The sequence below is a fragment of the Clostridium estertheticum genome (assembly GCF_018861295.1).
GTDB lineage: Bacteria > Bacillota > Clostridia > Clostridiales > Clostridiaceae > Clostridium_AD > Clostridium_AD estertheticum_D.
Window position 1 is genome coordinate 1 of sequence record NZ_JAHLDM010000037.1, and the last position, 18,242, is coordinate 18,242.

At 32.1% G+C, this 18,242-nt stretch carries 13 protein-coding genes; 3 read left to right on the forward strand and 10 right to left on the reverse strand.

Annotation, left to right across the window (positions count from 1 at the left end):
- From KPL54_RS23525 to KPL54_RS23555, 7 genes are all read right to left on the reverse strand, one after another.
- Window positions 1-2,133, reverse strand: a 2,133-nt coding sequence (locus KPL54_RS23525; protein WP_216108933.1) for a DUF11 domain-containing protein, incomplete at its 3' end; no start/stop codon positions are given.
- 151 nt (window positions 2,134-2,284) lie between these two features.
- Window positions 2,285-3,025 (reverse strand): PD-(D/E)XK nuclease family protein, encoded by a 741-nt coding sequence (locus KPL54_RS23530; protein WP_216108934.1) that lies wholly within the window; start codon window positions 3,023-3,025, stop codon window positions 2,285-2,287.
- A complete protein-coding gene (locus tag KPL54_RS23535) occupies window positions 3,026-5,281 on the reverse strand; it encodes an ATP-dependent helicase (RefSeq protein WP_216108935.1) in 2,256 nt (751 codons plus the stop codon).
- A 25-nt stretch (window positions 5,282-5,306) separates the two neighbouring features.
- Window positions 5,307-7,343: a hypothetical protein gene (locus KPL54_RS23540; protein ID WP_216108936.1), complete on the reverse strand. Its 2,037-nt coding sequence runs from the start codon at window positions 7,341-7,343 to the stop codon at window positions 5,307-5,309.
- A 339-nt stretch (window positions 7,344-7,682) separates the two neighbouring features.
- On the reverse strand, window positions 7,683-9,386 hold the full coding sequence (locus KPL54_RS23545) for an N-acetylmuramoyl-L-alanine amidase (RefSeq protein WP_216108937.1): 1,704 nt from the start codon (window positions 9,384-9,386) through the stop codon (window positions 7,683-7,685).
- Between the two features lie 402 nt (window positions 9,387-9,788).
- Complete coding sequence (locus KPL54_RS23550; protein ID WP_216108938.1) at window positions 9,789-11,741, reverse strand: oxidoreductase; 1,953 nt, start codon at window positions 11,739-11,741, stop codon at window positions 9,789-9,791.
- A gap of 61 nt (window positions 11,742-11,802) precedes the next feature.
- Entirely contained in the window at window positions 11,803-13,074 is a 1,272-nt protein-coding gene (locus KPL54_RS23555) for an L-lactate MFS transporter (protein WP_216108939.1), read from the reverse strand.
- A 185-nt stretch (window positions 13,075-13,259) separates the two neighbouring features.
- Between KPL54_RS23555 and KPL54_RS23560 the strand changes: the two genes are divergently transcribed.
- Window positions 13,260-13,808: a PadR family transcriptional regulator gene (locus KPL54_RS23560; protein ID WP_216108940.1), complete on the forward strand. Its 549-nt coding sequence runs from the start codon at window positions 13,260-13,262 to the stop codon at window positions 13,806-13,808.
- 154 nt (window positions 13,809-13,962) lie between these two features.
- Here KPL54_RS23560 and KPL54_RS23565 read toward each other — a convergent pair whose 3' ends face one another.
- From KPL54_RS23565 to KPL54_RS23575, 3 genes are all read right to left on the reverse strand, one after another.
- Window positions 13,963-15,285 carry a S41 family peptidase gene (locus KPL54_RS23565; RefSeq protein WP_216108941.1) on the reverse strand — a complete coding sequence of 441 codons (1,323 nt, stop codon included), beginning with the start codon at window positions 15,283-15,285 and terminating at the stop codon, window positions 13,963-13,965.
- Between the two features lie 50 nt (window positions 15,286-15,335).
- Entirely contained in the window at window positions 15,336-15,473 is a 138-nt protein-coding gene (locus KPL54_RS23570; protein ID WP_216108942.1) for a hypothetical protein, read from the reverse strand.
- A gap of 430 nt (window positions 15,474-15,903) precedes the next feature.
- The gene (locus tag KPL54_RS23575) at window positions 15,904-16,230 is read right to left on the reverse strand and encodes a hypothetical protein (RefSeq protein ID WP_216108943.1); all 327 of its coding nucleotides are present in this window, start codon (window positions 16,228-16,230) and stop codon (window positions 15,904-15,906) included.
- 354 nt (window positions 16,231-16,584) lie between these two features.
- Here KPL54_RS23575 and KPL54_RS23580 point away from each other — a divergent pair, with 354 nt between their 5' ends.
- Both KPL54_RS23580 and KPL54_RS23585 read left to right on the forward strand, forming a co-directional pair.
- Window positions 16,585-17,286, forward strand: coding sequence for a response regulator transcription factor (locus tag KPL54_RS23580; RefSeq protein ID WP_290444465.1), 702 nt, complete (start codon window positions 16,585-16,587; stop codon window positions 17,284-17,286).
- The gene (locus KPL54_RS23585; protein ID WP_216108944.1) at window positions 17,283-18,218 is read left to right on the forward strand and encodes a sensor histidine kinase; all 936 of its coding nucleotides are present in this window, start codon (window positions 17,283-17,285) and stop codon (window positions 18,216-18,218) included. Before KPL54_RS23580 ends, KPL54_RS23585 begins: the two co-directional genes overlap by 4 nt.
- Window positions 18,219-18,242 lie beyond the last annotated feature (24 nt).

Here is an 18,242-nt window from a genome sequence, read left to right on the forward strand (position 1 = left end):
GGTTATTACCTCCCCTATCTGACTGTAGGTTGATGGACCCGCAGTCTTAACAAGTGTAAGCTTTGGTTGCTGAGTTGATGTTACCGTTGAGGTAGCTTCATTAGATAAAATAGTGCCATTGTCTGCTGTAGCTGTAGCTGTATTGGTAACATTACCAGCATCCAAATCCAATTGTGTGATTGTATAGGTAGCAGTTGCTGTTGTAGATTCACCAGGTGTTAAATTACTATTTAGTGGCGGAGTTACAATTGCCTTGTTGTCAATTACATTGAATGGTCCATTAATTGTAACGTTGCCGGTGTTGGTTATTGTGTAAGTGTAGGTTATTACCTCCCCTATCTGACTGTAGGTTGATGAGCCTGCAATCTTCGTAAGTGTGAGTTGTGGCTGCTGAACGGATGTTACCGTTGAAGTAGCTTGGTTAGAGAAAATGGTGCCATTGTTCGCTGTAGCAGTATTAGTTACATAACCTCTGTCTATATCTGATTGGATGATTGTGTAGGTAGTAGTTCCCGTTGTAGACTGACCAGGTGTTAAAATGTTGCCAGGTGGCTGAGTAACAGTTACTGTTGCATTGCTATCTGTTACATGGAAGGGCCCAGAAAGTGTAACATTACCGGTATTGGTAATTTGATAAGTATAAGTTATTACCTCCCCTATCTGACTGTAGGTTGATGGACCTGCAATCTTTGCAAGTGATAATGCTGGCACAGCCGGAATTACACCAGTATACTCGATAGCAGTATTGTTGCTTGTATTGGGATCAGGATTCAGGGCAGTAATTGTGGCTGTATTTATGCGGTCGTGTGCGTTGGGAAGACCTGTCATAGGAAGAACATTTAATACCTGAACCTGGAAGGTTATAGTAACCACTTGCCCTGGTGACAACGCACCTAAAGGTACTGTAAGTACACCTGATGAGAAGGTTGGAGTCACCGGCCCAGATGCACCAACTACAATGACAGACCCTGGGATATAAGTCATTCCTGAACCAATAGTATCACGTGCCACAGCATTGTTGGCTACTACGCTGGTTGAATTGTTCGTTGCTGTGAGCGTATATGTGAGAATATTGGTGGCAATGATAGGATCAGGGTTGTCACTCTTTGTTATAGAGATATCAGCATCGTTAGTAAAGAATGTACCTACCTGAAGTAGTGGAACAGTTTGGTTTCCGACGCTGATCCTTGATCCGCCGCCGAGAGTTGGTCCAGTGTTTGCCCCAGCCAAACCAGTCTGGACATTTCCAGTTATCCCAGATGGAATTGAACTCTTTAACACTACCCAAATCTCAACGATAATATTGTCACCATTATCAAGACCCGAGGCTGTAATATTTCCTACAATTTGCTCATTATTTGTTCCAGGATTTGCAATGCTCCACGAGAAAGTATCTACTTTTGCATTTCCAAGGGGGTCTACAGTGCCTACGTCACCATAATCCACAAAGGCGGCGATAACTCCATAGCTTGGATCAAACCCAAAATTTCCTCCGCTAGTGGTTTTGGTAAGCCAATAAGGACTAAAGGTAATAATGCCATTCTCAGGTGCTATTGATCCAGAAATTTTGATTTCAAGTTCGAAGGGTACCACCTGTCCAAATGCCATATTCTTTGGTGAAAGAGAAGAAACTGCATCAAAGTCGGCAGGAATGAAACTTGGACCATAAGCAACTGCATCTGTCAAAGGATCATTCTGCCTACCTGAAAGTGGCCAAGTGACCATTGAAGGTGGTACTTTAGGATATGTTGGGAAATACGGTGCATTGTTGACAGCTGGATCGGCCGCGCTCCACTTTAATGTATAACTTCCACTTGAGTCGGTAAATGTTGTTGTTGCAATGTGTCCTGTGGTAAGACCAGTAGCAGTAATCCCATAATTACTAATTTGAAAACTTGGCAAATTAAATTGAAAGCGGATTGAGCCCTCATCTGTTACCTGTACCCTTGCCATATTATGATAAGTCTCATCTGTATATAAAGTATTAATAATTTCTAACTCAACCTCTGTATCTCTAATCCATCCACCACCAGTGAGTGTGACAAGGGCATCAGGTGGATAGTCTAACTGATCGCTTTTAACCCATGGGACATTAAATGAAGTTGTTGCAGAATTACTGCATTCTTCTATCATTATTTTCTCCTTTCTGTTCATTTTTGTTAATAAAATGATTTTACCTTAATTTAATACATTGCTATATATAATATGAGCTTTATTATAATTATGTGCACTTTTTCGTTACATAAAAAATACTAATCTATATGCGAAGCATCATTTTCTAAAGCTACACAAAAGCATCACATACCTGGGTATCCCCTGCGAATTCACAATACTTACACATCTTTCTATACAATTCAATATTAAAATCTAAACTAAAATCATAATTAGTAAGCCTACGTGTTATCGACCTAATTTTTTCTTCATATATTTTATGCTTACTCTTTGAATAATTAATAGTGATGATATCCTCTTTAAACTGAGGTTGCCAAAAACTCATACTTATATTTTCAAATGGTATCTCTCTATCAAATATTTCTAATGACCTTTCTCCTACTATATACATATAAGCAATAGCCTGCATTCTTTTACTTACTTCACTATAATCAAGTTTCCTATTTTCTGTCTTCCAATCCCATATTTCTATTTTATTATTTGGCTTAATAATTATTAAATCATACTTTGCTTGAATCCTAATATTGTCTTTTCTCATTTTAATTTCATACTCTGGCAAATATATATTTTCATCTATAATAGTGAATTTTTCTTGAAGCGACTTTGTAAAGTGGAGTAATTCAGTATTACTCTCATTTATAACCAAAGGAATATTTGAAAAATATCTTTGACATATGAGATGAAAATCCAGTCCCATGTTCATATTTTCATAATAATCTTCATCATCTATTGAATCTTTTTTCCATCTAATATTATCCAAATATTTTATTTTAAATTTAAGAGGACATTTATCAAAAGTATTTAAAAGATTTTGACTATAATAGACATGATTTAATTTTCTAATGTCTAACATTTATAAAACACCCCTTTGACTATTTATGTAATCTTGAAGAACATAAAAATATTTTGATGGTTTATCTTCATTCCATTTTCCTTCATTAGACTGCGTTGCCATTAAAATTAAATATTCTTTGGCTCTTGTTATCCCTACATATAAAAGCCTTATTTTTTCATTTATTATTTGTATTTTAGCTTCTTTTAATGGATCTTCACAAATATTATCACCTAAAATTTTAGCAATTTGGGCTTTGCAGAGAACTGTTGGATTTTTAAATTCATCCTTTAAATAATAGTAGTCTTTAAATTTATCAGTTGTCATATAAGGGTATTGATAAGATGTAATATTTAATATTAATACACAATCCCATTCTAGCCCTTTAGCTTTATGACAAGTTGATACTGTTACTCTATCAGGGGATGGTTCATACCCCTCTAAGTCGTATATTATACCTGAGATATGATCGAGTATACCATTCTTTCCATCTAGCAATTGCTCTGCTACAAACGCTAAGGAAAATTCACTATTATCTTTAGACGCAAATCTAACATAAGACGCAACTGCCTCTGCCATTGCTCTGTTTTCAAGCGTAAAATTTAGAACATCGCTAATATATAAAATTAATCTATCAAAATGTGTCTGAGGATATTCAAATATTGTTTTAATTAAATCCATAGAACTTATAAATTGTTTATACACCTTAGAGTTTAATATTTCTCCTGGAATGTCCAGTTCATTTATTTTGCCGCAACTTGGGTACATCAGTTTTTCAACATCATAACCACAAATAAAACTGAATAATTTTTCACTTTCTTCATTTTGTTCCTCGCAAAACACATTCTTAATTAAATCTTTAAATAAAACACTTTCTTGTGGCCTTGAAATAAATTGCAGTATATATCCTAGTGTCATCGTAACTTTAATTTTTTTATCTGATTTATTTGATAACTCATCACATTCGATATTAGAATCTCTAAGAATATCTGCTATTTCTCTAACTTGATTATTAAAAGGAACTAATATTGCACAGGTTTTCCCAGGAAATTTTTCTTTAAATTTCATAGCCACACGAACTGCCTTTTTAGTTTCTTCTTCTCTTGAATTACAAATCATAGCGCTTATACCATAGTTATCTTGGCAGGTTTCAAGCTTATCATCCAAACTTTTAATTCTTTGATCTACTAATGCATTTCTACACTTTTCTTCTCCATGCTTATTATTTGTAAACTCAACTAGTTCATTTGCTAAATTAATAATATGATTTGTACTACGCCCCGCCATAAACATTTTGAACGCATTATTTGCCTTGCCACAAAACTCCCTAAAATATTCAGGGTCAGACGCTGTAAATGTTCCTGTTATACTTTGATTAACATCCCCAACTCTTACTAAATTACCACTTTTCTCTGAAATTAAACTTAGTGTTTTTCCTTGAATTAAATTAGAGTCTTGGCATTCATCCTCAAAGACAAAGGTATATTTTTTTTGCACCTTTTCCCTAACTGTATCATCAGTTTTTAAAAGTTTATACGCAAGAATTAGCAAATCATTATAATCTATATACCCCTCACTTTTTAAAATTTTACTGTAAGTATCATAAATTTCAGATATATGTACTAAAATACTATTTTGATCTAATGATTTTATATCTTCCTTTAATTTTTCAGGAGAAATGTCATTTATCTTTAATTCACCAATAGTCGTATCAACTGTTGTAAAAAAATCATTCCACCACTTATCTTGTTTCCCCCCGTATTTATTTAAGGATTTATCCGATATCATCCTCTTAAATACAGCCTCTCCACCTTTCCTTCGCCACATTGATATGCAATTATTTAAATATAAACTTTTATTAACATCATCCAATATTTTAAATTCCTCATTAACACCCATTACATCTGGTCTATCTTTTAAGATTTTCAGTGCTAAACTGTGAATAGTCATGACTTCATAATCATTCGTTGCATTTATACCCTTATTTTGTAACACCATAGAGATTCTATGTTTAAAATTGTTAACTGCACTATTCATAAAAGTTACTATAAGTATTTTACCAGGTTTATGCACCTTATCATTTATAATTTCACATACTAGATTACATATTATGAAAGTCTTTCCCGCACCTGGAACTGCTGGCACTGCCATAGTTCCTCCTCGATACAACATTATAGGCAACTGGTCATCCCTATAAACTATTTTTTTAACTTCATTACTCATCGACTTCGTTGCTGTATTCATCGACTCCGTCGCTGTATTTATCTCCTTTATCAATGGTTTCACCTCTTTCACTCAATATTTATATAAGTATATCTGCAAATTTACTTTCTTGCTGGAATCCACTTAAAGAATATTCACTACCATATATGTATAATTCACCACTACATTTTCTTAATAAACAATTAACCACAGACATTAGAATTCCATAAACATTATTATTTTCTTCTCTTTCGGTATACATGTCATTACTATTTCGATTACTCTTTAATACATACGAATTTGATAATTCGTGGGCATTTCTAGGAGACCAGATATTACTGTTAATATCTGTCCATATCTGAACCTTACTACTTAAATTAGAGGTCAAATAAGTATAAGGAGATGTTAAAACTATACTATTATCTTGTAATAACATTTTCTGAATCTCATTCATGCAGTAAAATCCACTTCCCTCTCCCCTAATAAATTCTATAAACCTCTCCTCTGAAGATTTCCCTTTAAATTCTAATTTATCTAAAGTATTTATGAAACCTTCACAGCTTTCATATAAACCTATATAGTCCTCTATATGTTCTTTAACTTTTGGTAAGCTTATAAGAACCTCTGAAAATGCTTTTCTAAAAAATTCGCCAAGGGAACCCTTGTGATTCATTAAATTAACTTTATAATTTTCTATCCACCCTTTTAATTCATTATATTTACCTACTGCCTCGCTGCCTACTCTCTCTTCAATATCGAGACTAATATCTTGAAGTCCACTTTCAGTTACAAAAGGATATAGCAAAGACCCTCGAATAACATCTAGCCTTAGCATAAAAGAAAAAAAGTTTTTATAATCTTCCTTTGTTAAAAAGATACTTTTGTAATCATTACACAATACTGCGAGTACTATTAAAGGATGTAAATATTCATTGTCTATAAATCTATCCTTTTTAGAAGTCTCCATAACTGATATATTTAATTCCTTAGCTTTTTTCAAAAGCTCATAGGAAATAATGAAATCATTAAATGGACATATTATTGCTATATCCCTTGGTTTAAGTCCCTGATTTAAGAGCTCTTCAACTTTTAACATTATCTTTTGGACCATTTCTGATCTTAGTTGTGATGTCATATCTATAAAGGCTGGGACATCTTCATTTATTTTGTCCTCCATAAAGAGATTGTGAGCCCTGTTATCTATTATTCTAGAAAGATTAATAAAATCATCATTACAGCAAAAATGATTATCTAAAATAATCTCGTGATGTCCAATAGTTAATTTACTCTTCAAATAATCAGTATTAGCTCCATAATAACTACATAAACCCCCTTTAGGATTATAAAACAAATACGCTCTGTCCACATTATTAATGATCTTAAATATCAATTCTTGCTCTGCAGGGGATGATTCATCTATATCGTCTACTATAAGATATTTTATATTATTTATACTATTATATCTTGAATCCTGAAGTAAATAATTATTATATAAATAAAATGATAGTCCATAATCTACAACACCATTACAGAGTAATTTTGAAATATAATACATAGTTACTTCGTCTAATTGATTATATGTTTCTTTAATTAAGAAATCATTTACTTCTAATGAATTATAAAGTCTAGTTCCTATTTCATTGAAAGGGACTAATGATAGTGCAGCATTATTAATGTTCGTTATTAAATCTGATGCTATTTTTGAAGAAGTTGATGTTATATCCTGAAAGTATCCTTTAGCTTTTCTAAAATGTTCTACTAAGGCTTTCATAGCATAATTGGTAGCATCAAAAGATGCAAACTCAGGCTTTAATATGTTAATTTTTATTTCCTTGCAACCCTCTACTACATAAGGCCAATAAAGGGATAGTTCTCTCCTAATAAATCCATAATAAGAGCTTTTTCTAATCTCACCAGAAGTATTAAAAATCATCTCTTTGGTCCATGTTATATTTTGATATTTATTCATAAATAAACATAATATATTTGAACTTTTAACCTTTTCATTTTCTATCAGATTCCTGTATTTAGTAGTTGCAAGAGTTGTTTTGCCACTTGCCGAATCCCCTTTAACTAAGATACATTTATGGCTAAATTTATCATCATTCAATTTATCTTGAGCCTGTTTATAGTTCATAATATCAACTCCATGTAAGGTATTATTTTTATTTACAATCATTTTATCACAATAACTAACTTGTATATTTAGCTTTTCTATTTTGTCTTAATTATACGATAAAAAAGGATGTAATTATTAAAACACGAATTAAACTTTTCTTTTTCCTCTATTATTTTTATAAGCCTTTCTTTCTCAAGTTCTTTGTAATTCATATTCTTTAGCATTTAATATATAAAAAATGAACCACCTATATATGTATGTATATAAAGGTGATTCATAGATGTATTAAATGATTTTTATGAACGAAATAAATTTGCTAATCACTAAAGTCACAAGAGTGCATGGTAATTTTTATATTTATTTGGACATAAAGAAGGCGAAAGCATCTGTATTACCTGTTGCTACCATACTTCGTGTATGTACAGCTTGTCCTTGATTGTCTGCAACATATGCTAAAGTGTAATCTCCGTCATTAACCCATCCCATAAATACAAAAGTATGTGTAGGATATCCAGTACCATCATTTGTTGTAAAGCAAAGGCTTCCTGGTGCAAGTTTTTTAATATCCTTTGTTTTTGACCATTTATTACTATTTAAATAATTTAAATATTGATGTGTGTTGCATACCCCTATAGGTACTGGTACACTTATTCTTCGCATTGCCTCGCTTGAAAAATAAACACAGTTGTTTATTGTTACTCCATCATGCAATTTTACTGCTGCCTTTAGTGTACTAACAATATTGGCTGATGGAGTCAAATATATAAATAACTTTTCTCCTATTACCGTAGATTGCAATTCTGTAGTTGGTGTAGTTATTATAATCGGTGTAGTTGGTGTAATTGCAGCTCCTACAGTAATTATAGCTTTTACTTTTATACTAGTCCCGTTTATAGTTCCATAATAGCTGTAAGTACCTGCATCAATTATATTGAATACATTATTAGGCCATGTTACTCCAAGCGTTTTCTTAGTATTATTACTCATAGTAACATTTGTAGTTGCAGGGAGAGTATATTTATCACCTGCGTGTACATTAACAAGTATATCTGCAGCTGAACTTACTGTTGAAGTATTATCATAAGTAGTGTCAGTATTGGCAAATCCAGCATAACTCATTAACCCATTAGCAATTGCCTTTGTAGCATTATTTTGATACTGCTGACTTTCTAATAATATTTCTTCAGATGGATTAGTTATGAATCCTAACTCTGCAACTAACGCAGGACAGCTTGTCTTATTTAATATTGCAAAATTACTTGTACTATCTACTACTTGTATTCCCCTATCCTTAGCTTTTGTTGCTGTTATTAGTTCAGCTTGCAGCGAAGACGCGAGTAACTTATTCGCACTTTTGTCAGTTGTGTAATATGTTTCAATCCCATTCGCAGCAGAATCTGGCGTATACGAATTCATGTTTATGCTTAAAAACACATCAGCATTTGCATTTTTAGCAATTAGTGCTTTTGCATCATCCTCACCACTTTGAGTCCAAGATACTGCATCGCTATCTCTTGTATATACTACATTAAATCCTCTTGCTTTTAGTATTGTACCTAGTTTTAATGCTGTACTTAGATTTATATCCTTAGCTTTGACACCACTGTTACTGGTAACAGTACTATAGTATTGAGCTGGGTCAATACATACCGTAAACTCACTTGGTTTAGTAGGTAAACTTTTGGTTGTAAAATCCATTCTAACTTCACTCGGAAGAACTTTTCCGTCGCTAGACTTAACCTTGTCTGTTACTATCAACGTGTAAGTCTTTGCAGATTCATAATTTTTAACAGGTTGAGCTACTACAGTTTTATTGTTATTAGTTAGGACAACTGTAATATCTATGTTATTATTATTCTCATCAACCACCTTAATATTCGTGGTATTTACCGTTGGAAGACTTAAAGCCTTATTAAAACTCACTGCCCACGGCTTACTAGCTGCCACATCTTTTTTAGAACTCATGCTGGTAAATGTACTAGCTTGTACCATTGTTTGCATAGGTATACACACAACGAAAGCTAAAATCATAATTATAAATGCTTTAAAAATCTTTTTCATGTTACATCTCCTAGGTTTTAATATTTAACTATTTGTATAATTTTAAATAAGTATGTAAATTATTGTTCTATTTCCAAATTAATTATACTATACATTTATTTTCTTCTCAATGCTTTTATTTTTTTAATGACTTCCATATGAACATTATGAGACATGCCAAGAAAGCATATAAGACTCCCAATTCTTGTTCAAGAGCTTCACAATCTAATGCTTTTAATTTTTTATTCATGACAGGTAATGAGTAATTCGGCTTTTACAAATGATTGAATTGATCTGGCATTTTTAGCATTTCCTGACACTAAAAACCCTCAGACTGGATTTTCCTTCTTAAGAGAAATCCAGTCTGAGGGTTTAATTTTGCATTACTTAAAATATTACTTATTCATGGATTAGACCTCATACCTATATATCAAGAGCTGCATGATATCCTTGATATATTGCAGTTGTTATGGTAGATGCTTTTACACAATCACCAATTTCTCTAACAAAAGGTGCACAGTCAATTAAGTCTTCTACTACATCTCTTCTTGCTCTCTGTCCAAGTGCACAGATTACTGTAGTACCTGGAACTAGATGTTCCACGCAAGCTACATCAGTACAGACAACGCCTTCTCGTGTTACACGTAATCCCTTATATTCCATATGAACATGAATCTTATTATTTTTTTCTATTTCCGCAAGTAAAATAGGACGATGCCTAATATTTGCATCTGGAGCAAGTTCTGCTCTCATTTCTACTAGATGTACAGTCTTACCTTCTTGTGCAAGATGTATTGCTGCTTCACATCCAGCAAGACCTCCTCCAAGAACTACCACTTCACTCTTAACCTTGTCCTTCTCCAAATAATAGTCATTAACAACAACTACATTATCACCATGTAAACCTGGTATTTGCGGTACAAGTGGTTCTGAACCAACTGCTATAATTAATGCATCAACATTTTCTTTATCAACATATTCTTTTGTAACAGTTGTATTCAATCGAATTTCAACGCCAGCATCCTTTGCTAATTTTCCAAGAGTTACACCTAACTCATACATTTCGTACTTAAATGGGATTGCTTGTTCTCCCTTAAGTATTCCGCCTAACTCATCAGATTTCTCACAAAGAATTACTTTATGCCCACGTTTTGCAGCAGTAATAGCAGCTTTAAGTCCACTTGGTCCACCACCTGCTACTAGAACTTTACCTGGATGAGGAGAAGGAATAACTTCTGATCCACCTAGTTCACGTCCAATTAATGGATTAACAGTGCAACGCCTTGTAGATGTCATAGCACGTTCTGCCATACATGTAAAGCATCTTAAACATTTTACAATATCCTTCTCTTTATTTGTCACAACTTTTTTCGGAAGTTCATGGTCAGCTAAAAGTGCACGAGCCATTTCAACAACATCTGCCTTACCACTAGCTATGATTTCTTCCATCATCTCTGGGTCATTTAAACCACCAATTGTTGCAACGGGAACACTTACATGCTTTTTAATTTCTGCTGCAAGGTAAACATTAGATCCATGTGGTAAAAACATAGAAGGATGAGTTATTCCAAATCCTCTTTGGTAAGTTCCTGCTGATACATGAAGCAAATCTATTTTTGATTCTATTAATTTAGCAATTTCAACGCCGTCATTTAAATCATAACCACCTTCAAATAATTCAGAACCGCTCATTCTAAACTCGATTGGGAAGCCTGCCCCAACTGCCTTTCGGACACTGTCAATAACCTCCTGTGCAAAACGTACTCTGTTTTCTAGACAACCACCATATTTGTCTGTTCTCTTATTAAAATAAGGAGACAAGAATTGATTAATTAACCATCCATGTCCACCATGAATCATAACCATTTCAAAACCCGCTCTTTTAGCGAGTGCAGCAGTATTTCCATAAGCTGCTACTATGTCATCAATTAATTCTTGAGTAAGTTCTTTTACTGGAAGACCATCTGGACGAATCGCAGCACTTGGTCCCCATTGAGATAGTCCTTGTTTTTTATTCTTGTCAGTTAAATAAGTTCCAGCATATTGTCCTGAATGAGATAATTCTACACTAGCAATTGCCCCATGACGGCGAATAGCATCTGCAGTATATGTAAAGCTTGCAAGTGAACCTACTGTTTCCAAATCTAAATGAAACATATGGGAACCTTCTGTTTCTGGATGAACCACACATTCACTGACAGTAACCGATGCCGCGCCCCCCTTAGCTCTTAATTCATAAAAAGCTGTTGAAGCAGGTCCAATAGTGCAATCAGCTGTTATATCTGTTCCTCCCATTGGAGCTGAAAACATTCTGTTTCTGAAATTCACATTTCCAATTTTGATTGGTTTACATAGGTTTGGATATTTTCTTTCCATAATTTTATTCTCCTTTATTCATTAATTATTATTTTTTAACAAGCATATATTTGTTAAATTATTAATTTTTCGACGTTATACTATCACTAATATTAATTGCAGTTACCTTTTTATATACATAACGATAAACAAAAGTTAATGCAAAACCTATAACACAGAGAACAGCAGCTATTAAAAATGCTCTTCGATAACTATGGTCCGCAGCATATACATTTTTCATTACTGTTGGTCCAAAATAACCTGATATTGCAAAACCAATAAACATTATTCCATAATTAACACTATTGTGCTTAGTACCAAATCGATCTGCAGTAAGCCCCGGGAAAACAGCCATGAATGCGCCAAAGGATACTCCAACAATTATAATACCTATATAAAATCTTGTAACATCTCCTTGTCCTGAAAAATACAGACATATAAGTCCAATTATAGCAAGAACAAAAGCAACAGTAAGTGTATTGATTCTACCAATTTTATCAGAGGCATAACCTGCAATAACACGACCACCTGTACTAAATAATGCTAAAATAGAAACTACAGTAGTTGCAGCAGCAACTGACATTCCAATCATGCCTTGTGCTATAGGAGAAGCTAGAGCCGAACACATTAACCCATAGAATGCACCACATAACAATATCAAAGCCATTGGATAGAAAATAGGACTTTTAAGCATTCCCTTCCAATCTTTATCATTTTGATTTAACTTATTTCCTTGAGAAGCTGGTGGTGTCCATCCTTCAGGAATAAATCCTGCTGGGCATTTATCAATAAAGAATGAGCAAACACATACAATAATTAGGAATGTAGCACCTATTATCTTAAAGGCTGCTGTTACTCCTAAATTACTGATTAATATATTTGCAACTGGTGGTACTATTACTGCACTAAAACCATAACATGCAGTTGTAACACCTCCAACAAATCCACGCTTGTCTGGAAAAAGTTTAATTGAATTACTGATTGTACATCCATAAACCATTCCAATCCCAAGACCAGTTACAATACCATACGCAAATACTAAAAAGCCTAATCCGGTGGCGAAACCTGATAATATCATACCTCCACCAAAAAGCAAGCCACCAACAAAGATAACTTTTTTGGGTCCAAAGGTGTCATTAATTCTTCCACCTGTAATCATGGTAATAGGGCCTACTGAATTTGTAACTGTGAATACGATCGCAAGAGCGCCAGCAGTTAAAGTGGTACCAGTAAGTTGGCTCAAGTATTTTGCCATAGGACCTGCAAATACACTCCAAGCATACATTGAACCAATGCATAAATTAATAAAACAGCTGGCAATCAAAATACCCCATCTTTTTTTTGTTAATTCCATTGTATTTCCCCCCTTATCTCGTTTTGTTAATATTATCACAATGCACTAATCATGTCAATACAGTTATATAACATAATATATATAAGTATTTATATGTATTATGTTATATGCTCGTACTAATCAACTTAAATTGTAATTTACAAAAACCATGTTATAATAAATAGGTAAAAGGAAGAGGTGTGTTAATGAGGACCCTTAAATATGCAATTTTAGGATTAATAAATAGAAAACCTATAACTGGTTATGACATAGGAAAAGAATTTAATTTTCAATTAGCTGAGTTTTGGAGTGCAAAGCTCAGTCAGATATATCCTGAATTAAAAAAATTAGTCGACGAAAACCTTATAGTTTATGATATCGAAATTAGTGGGGACGTATTAGAAAAAAAAATTTATGATATCACGGAAAAAGGTAAAAAAGAATTTTTAAAATGGTTGAAAAAGGATGTCCCTATGGAACAAACCCCCAAAAATATTTTTAGGCTTAGAATGTATTTTTCAAGTAATTTAGATGTAAACACTAGAATCGATTTATTGGAACATCAATTACTTAAACATAATGAGAGACTTACCTTTTTATACGAGCAAAAGGAACCCTACGATAGCGTTCCACCTCTTAATAGTGATGTTTTTGGAGATTATCTGGTTCTAGACGGAGCTATTATACGAGAAGAATCTACTATTAAATGGTTGGGAAATTGTATTAATTATTGTAAAAATGGTAGTGAAATATAATGAAATTGACAATATCCTCAATGTTAATGTAACCCACTTGTTACATTCAAAATATTAACACAAGTAACCCCACATTAAATTATGTAGGGTTACTTGTTACGATAAAACCACTAATTAAAAAAACATTTATAATACTACTTTTATCTTTTTCCCTTTATTTGGTTTTATCCAAAATTGTACTTAATGCGTCTTCTGAATAATCTACATAAATATCTGGTTGCAATACTCTTTCGGCCTCTTTTGTTTTATCTGGTCTTATCCATTTCTTGAATGAAATTTGCCCTTGTAATTTTGAATTATCTAATTGAAATCCTAATACATCTCCAAATGAAGATGGCATATTACTACTTGGTTGTCCAACTATAGTACCTAGTTTTCCATCCTTAACCCATGTAGCTAACATTTGAGCTGAGCTAAACGTTTTTTCATTTGTAATAACATATAATTTTATATCTTTGTTTTTCACCACATCATTACTGCTCTTAAAAGATACATATCCGTTTTTCCTTAGAAAACCATGCCTTTCTTGTGCTAATGAAGAAAATCTTATTATAGATCCATAACATCCAGGCTTCATTTTAAGTGAATCTAATAACATATCACATGCCTTTGAATTTCCACCTGGGTTATTTCTAACATCTATTATTACATTTTTTATACCATTACCAACGGCTTGCCTTAAATCTTCTACAACATTATTTAAATCTTTATTAACTTCACAAACGCCTAGCTTTACATATATTGTTTTATCATCAATTTTTCTGCTTGAAATTTCATAATCTGTATCATTATCTTCCACTTTGTTAAATTCTACTTTAACATTTTCTTCTCCATCCTTACCTTTTTCCGTTAATAATATATCTTTTGAGCAATCAACACCCGAGTACGTTAATACCATCTTTCCCTTTGAATACTTGGCATTATTAATATTTTCAGCCACATAATTTTCTGCCGGAAAAAGATCCTTAATTGTATACATAACCTTATTTATTTGTACTCCATTAATTTTCGTTACTACTTTATCTATTTGTCTACCATCATCTGAAAACATAACCAAATTACCATTTAAATATCTCCAGTTAATATTTAAGTACTGATCCTCTTTCCAGTAAAGTTGTGTATGCCCATCTTCTATTGATACTAAATATCTACTAACAGCACGTTGGAATTCACCTACGACCATACTTTTATTTGTCTCTTTTAAAAATTTTTCTTTTGCTTCTTTATATCTTTCGGTTTGTTTTTCTAAAAAAATGGGATGTGTGTTTTCCATTATTTCTATCATCTTTTCCACATCCATTTTTACCTCTAAATTAGTCATCTTTTTATCCAATACTGCATTTCCAGCAGAATTATATGGTTTAGGGACATATGCACATATAGGATAACTATTATATACGTATATTAATACCCCACCTAGCAACGCAATTACACACCCTGATATTCTTCCAAGAACCTTAAGCTTTTTCTTCCTCATACCCCTCTCCTTTTCACCACTCTAGGCATTTCACAAGTAATAATTTCACTTTAAGCAGCTATTGATCTTTGCTTAAAAGCTATTTCATTCAATCTTATAACTGTAGATGGTAGTACTTTTACTGAGTAAGTAATAGTAGACCCCTCTTCAAAGATCACTACAATATCATCTATAGAACAAATTAACATTAATAGTTTACTCTATAGATGGAGAAGTTTTCAACAACCATTACGTAATGTAAATCCTATGAAATCGATATCCTATTGATGGATTTTTTTTATTTAGTAATCGTAGAAGTTCATAATCTATTTTCCGATTTTCTTTTATAATTTGGTCACTATATAGCACTATTTTTTTCAATTTAATACCCCTATTCTATATAAATACACTTTTCCATATTTTACTAACACACTACATTTTTGTATTTTATAATTTTTCCAATAAATTTCCTTTCAATTTAACTGTAACTATCACTCCATGCATCTTGCATTACTACTATTTGAAAATACCAATTTGTATACCTCTGACTTCTTCTTCGGTTGCAACTTCAATTAGTAACCTCAAATCTAATTATGTATGGTTACTTGTGACGACAAATATTATGACTTAATCTAACCCTCAATTATATTTATAGTCCACATACCCTTTCATTTTACTTTTTAATACTAACAAAAAATCCATTAGACTGGATACTATAGCTACCACTAAAATAAATAAACTATTAAGATTAAATATGATTATTAACATCCCAGATATAATACAGAATATAGAATTTAGTAATGAAAAATTTAATTGTACCCTCAAAAATTCACTTAATTTTATAATTTTCATTTTGTTTCTTTTACTAAATCTTCTGTTGTAATAATTAACTTTATCCCCAAACAAAACAGAATATATTAAATAAATTACTCCAATTACAACTGGCAATATACCAATCCAGTTCATTCTATTGCACCCCTTTTTTTAAATTGTCGAGTAAGTATGGAGCCTCCTCACGCCTTTACCCTCTGGTAGTGTAGCCTTTTAAAATTGTATTGTATTCCTACTATTTATTAATAGCTTACTAATAGAAACAGCATTTCTTCCATTTCAAAGAAGAAACAAGACGCTTTCGCGTGCTGCCTTGCAGCTCATATTGTATATAATTATACCATAATTACCATAATTTAAATATATTAAGCCCCATATCATTAAATATGAGGTCACTTGCTTATTTGTTATGTTTAATCTACAGTAAAATAGTATAATTATTGCATTAGTACAAAAATTTAAATATCTATGAAAAGAGGCATAATGATTATGAATAATAAAATTTTGATTGTTGAAGATGATATTTCCATTAGCGAAATGGTTAAGAATTACTTGATAAAGGATGGGTTTATCGTAACAACGGCCTTTGATGGTGAAGAAGCGATTGTTAAATATCTAAGTCATGTTTTTGATTTAATTGTTCTTGATTTAATGATGCCCAAATTAGACGGTATAGAAACTATGAAGATAATTCGAGAAAAAAGTTCAGTACCAATATTAATTATGTCTGCCAAGGATAGTGATGTAGATAAAGCAGTGGGACTCGGGTTAGGAGCGGATGATTATATTTCCAAGCCTTTTTCTATGATAGAATTCTCTGCAAGAATTAAAGCCGCTATAAGAAGAGCCACAAAGTATTCTGGTAGTGACAAAAAAGATGAATCACTGATATTTAAAGTTGGAAAACTTACTATAAATATAAAAAATTTTTCTGTTGTTAAAAATAACCAGGTTGTCTCGCTAACTTCTAAGGAATTTGATATTTTAAAATTGTTTATCCAGAATCCAAATAGAGTATTTACTAAGGCTCAAATTTACAGCTTTGTTTGGAAAGATAATTACTGTGGAGATGAAAATGTAATTAATGTTCATATGCGAAGACTAAGAGAAAAGATAGAGGATAACCCTTCAAATCCACAATACATAAAGACTTTATGGGGTATTGGTTACAAGTTGGAGGTTAATAAGTGATTACTTTATTAATAATAATTATCTTTATTCTAATTTGTATAATACTTTTTAATACTAATGTTGAAAAGAAAAAAAATAATAATTTAAGATATATTCAAAAGAAGTTAAACAAAATTATAAATGAAAATACTAATGAAAAGCTCCTAGTTGAAACTGAGGATAAAGAAATTAAAAAAATACTTGTGGAGATTAATAATCTTTTAGATTTTAATCAAAAAATATTGGCTGACTATAGAAAAAAGGAAATATCTATAAGCAAAATGTTATCAAACATTTCACATGATTTAAAAACTCCACTCACAGTAGTATTAGGTTATATCGAGACAATAAAGTTAGACAACGATATTAGTAAGGATGAAAGGGATCTATTGCTTTCTAATGTTTATACCAAAGCTCTTGAAGTAATTGGTCTTATCAATGAGTTCTTTGATTTGGCTAAGATTGAATCAGGCGATAAGGATATAACTATATCAAGGGTCAATATAAACGAAATTTGCAGAAAAAGCCTACTAGAATTTTATGAAAATTTGACTTCAAAAGGTTATGAAGTAAGTATAGATATTCCTAGTATCAATATTTATGTACTTGGTAATTTAGATGCCATTCATAGAATAATGAACAATTTAATTTCTAATGCAATTAAATATGGTAGTGATGGTAAATACTTAGGATTGAAATTAACTTATGATGATAACTGTTCCTATGTAGAAATTTGCGACAAAGGTAAAGGAATTGAAGAAATTAATGTTGACAGGGTATTTGAAAGGATGTACACCCTTGAAGATTCAAGAAATAAATTATATCAAGGAAGTGGATTAGGACTTACAATAACCAAAAGGCTTGTTGAGAAATTAGGTGGGAAGATATCACTAGAAAGCAAACCTTATGAAAAAACTAGCTTTATTTTTCAATTAAAGAGAATAACTTATTAGTTTATATTAGTAAGATGCGAAATA

Coding starts and splice junctions, on each gene's coding strand:
- KPL54_RS23530 (WP_216108934.1), bottom strand. CDS start 3,025: ATGTTAGACATTAGAAAATTAAATCATGTCTATTATAGTCAAAATCTT.
- KPL54_RS23540 (WP_216108936.1), bottom strand. CDS start 7,343: ATGAACTATAAACAGGCTCAAGATAAATTGAATGATGATAAATTTAGC.
- KPL54_RS23545 (WP_216108937.1), bottom strand. CDS start 9,386: ATGAAAAAGATTTTTAAAGCATTTATAATTATGATTTTAGCTTTCGTT.
- KPL54_RS23550 (WP_216108938.1), bottom strand. CDS start 11,741: ATGGAAAGAAAATATCCAAACCTATGTAAACCAATCAAAATTGGAAAT.
- KPL54_RS23555 (WP_216108939.1), bottom strand. CDS start 13,074: ATGGAATTAACAAAAAAAAGATGGGGTATTTTGATTGCCAGCTGTTTT.
- KPL54_RS23560 (WP_216108940.1), top strand. CDS start 13,260: ATGAGGACCCTTAAATATGCAATTTTAGGATTAATAAATAGAAAACCT.
- KPL54_RS23565 (WP_216108941.1), bottom strand. CDS start 15,285: ATGAGGAAGAAAAAGCTTAAGGTTCTTGGAAGAATATCAGGGTGTGTA.
- KPL54_RS23570 (WP_216108942.1), bottom strand. CDS start 15,473: ATGTTAATTTGTTCTATAGATGATATTGTAGTGATCTTTGAAGAGGGG.
- KPL54_RS23575 (WP_216108943.1), bottom strand. CDS start 16,230: ATGAACTGGATTGGTATATTGCCAGTTGTAATTGGAGTAATTTATTTA.
- KPL54_RS23580 (WP_290444465.1), top strand. CDS start 16,585: ATGAATAATAAAATTTTGATTGTTGAAGATGATATTTCCATTAGCGAA.